The organism is Immundisolibacter sp., from assembly GCF_041625615.1.
Classification (GTDB): domain Bacteria; phylum Pseudomonadota; class Gammaproteobacteria; order Immundisolibacterales; family Immundisolibacteraceae; genus Immundisolibacter.
On sequence record NZ_JBFJTF010000233.1, the window covers coordinates 1 to 1773 of the forward strand.

Consider the following 1773-nt stretch of genomic DNA (forward strand, 5'->3'; position numbering starts at 1 on the left):
GGCACGCCACGGGCACCGAGCAGCGTCAGCAGGCGCCGCTTGCGCGACTCGGACATGCAGTACCCGAGCGGGTTGCTGAAGTTCGGCGTGGCGATGCAGGCGCGCACCGGCCAGCGCTCCAGCGCCAGCTGCAGCGCCTCCAGCGACAGGCCGTCCACCGGGTCGGTGGGAATCTCCAGCGCCTCCAGTTGCAGGGAATCGAGCGCCTGCAGCAGGCCGTAGAACGTGGGCGACTCGATGGCCACCACGTCCCCCGGCCGCGTCACGGCGCGCAGCGCCAGCACCAGCGCTTCCTGACAGCCGTTGGTGATGACCACATCATCGGCGCCGGTGGCGCAGCCGTAGGCGGACATGCGGCGCGCAATCTGCCGCCGCAGCTCCGGCAGCCCGGGCGGAAATTCATACGCCGCCGCCCGGTTGCGGTGCTGGCGGGCGGCGCGGGCCAGCGCCCGTTCCACCGCCCGCACCGGCAGGAAGCTCGGGTCCGGCACGGCGGCGCCGAACTGCACCACCGCCGGATCGTTGCTGGCCCTGACCAGGCTCAGCACCAGTTCCTGACCGGTCACCGGGCTCGGCTGGGCGGCCGGCGCCGAGCGCGCCGGTGCCGGCACCCTGGTCGCGGCCCGCGCGCGCACGTAGTAGCCGGAACGGGCGCGCGCCTCGATCAGGGCGTCGGCCTCCAGGCGCCGGTAGGCGGCCAGCACGGTGGCCACGCTCACCCCGCGCGTGCGGCTGAGCGCCCGCACCCCGGGCAGGCGCTCGCCCGCGCCATAGACGCCCTGCTCGATGTGCTCGCGCAGGTCGGCGGCCAGCCGGTCGTACAACAGGTCCATCGCAGCTCCGGTACAGCAGATGGCCGGCAGGACCGGCACAGGTGTGATTTGTTGGCAACTGTGCCGCAACAATAATCTTTTTTTGAATCTGTACCGCTAACGCACCCGCCCCTACAGTGGGCCAACCGCCAAACGGAGATCGCCATGACGACGCCGCTGTACATCGTCGACGCCTTCACCGACCGGCCCTTCGCCGGCAATCCGGCCGCCGTGTGCCTGCCCGACACGCCGCGCGATGCCGCCTGGATGCAGGCCCTGGCCGGCGAGATGAACCTGTCAGAAACCGCTTTTCTGCACCCGCGCGCCGACGGCGACTGGGACCTGCGCTGGTTCACGCCGGCGGTGGAAGTGGACCTGTGTGGCCACGCCACGCTGGCCAGCGCCCACGTGCTGTGGCACGAGCACCGGCAGACCGGCCCGTCGCTGCGCTTCCATACCCGCAGCGGCTGGCTCACCGCCACGCGCCACGGCAGCGATATCACGCTCGACCTGCCTGCCGACCCGCCGGAGCCGGAAGCCGCGCCGACCGGACTGGCCGCCGCGCTGGGTACCCGGCCGCAGTGGACCGGCCGCTGGCCGGAGGGCCACGTGGCGGTGCTGGAACACGCCGCCCAGGTACGCCAGCTGACGCCGGACATCGCCGCCCTGACGGCGGCCGGCATCCAGCGGCTCATCGTCACCGCGCCGGGCGACCGGCCGGACCAGGATTTCGTCTCACGCTTTTTCGCCCCCGGTGTCGGCGTGTCGGAGGACCCGGTCACCGGCTCCGCGCACTGTGTGCTGGCGCCGTACTGGTGCGCGCGCCTGGGCCGCACGCGCCTGACCGGTTTCCAGGCCTCCCGGCGCGGCGGCGTGGTGGGAGTGGAACTGGCCGGCGACCGGGTGCGCCTGACCGGGCAGGCGGTCACGGTCCACTCGGGAGCGCTTCGCGTGTAGGCCC

Annotated in this window: 2 protein-coding genes; one reads left to right on the forward strand and one right to left on the reverse strand. The window is 72.8% G+C overall.

Features of this window, described 5'->3' with window-relative positions:
- Positions 1-833 (reverse strand): PLP-dependent aminotransferase family protein (locus tag ABYX71_RS11835; protein ID WP_372696694.1); only part of this gene is annotated, 833 nt, incomplete at its 3' end.
- Between the two features lie 144 nt (positions 834-977).
- Between ABYX71_RS11835 and ABYX71_RS11840 the strand changes: the two genes are divergently transcribed.
- Positions 978-1769: a PhzF family phenazine biosynthesis protein gene (locus tag ABYX71_RS11840; RefSeq protein ID WP_372696695.1), complete on the forward strand. Its 792-nt coding sequence runs from the start codon at positions 978-980 to the stop codon at positions 1767-1769.
- Positions 1770-1773: the final 4 nt, after the last annotated feature.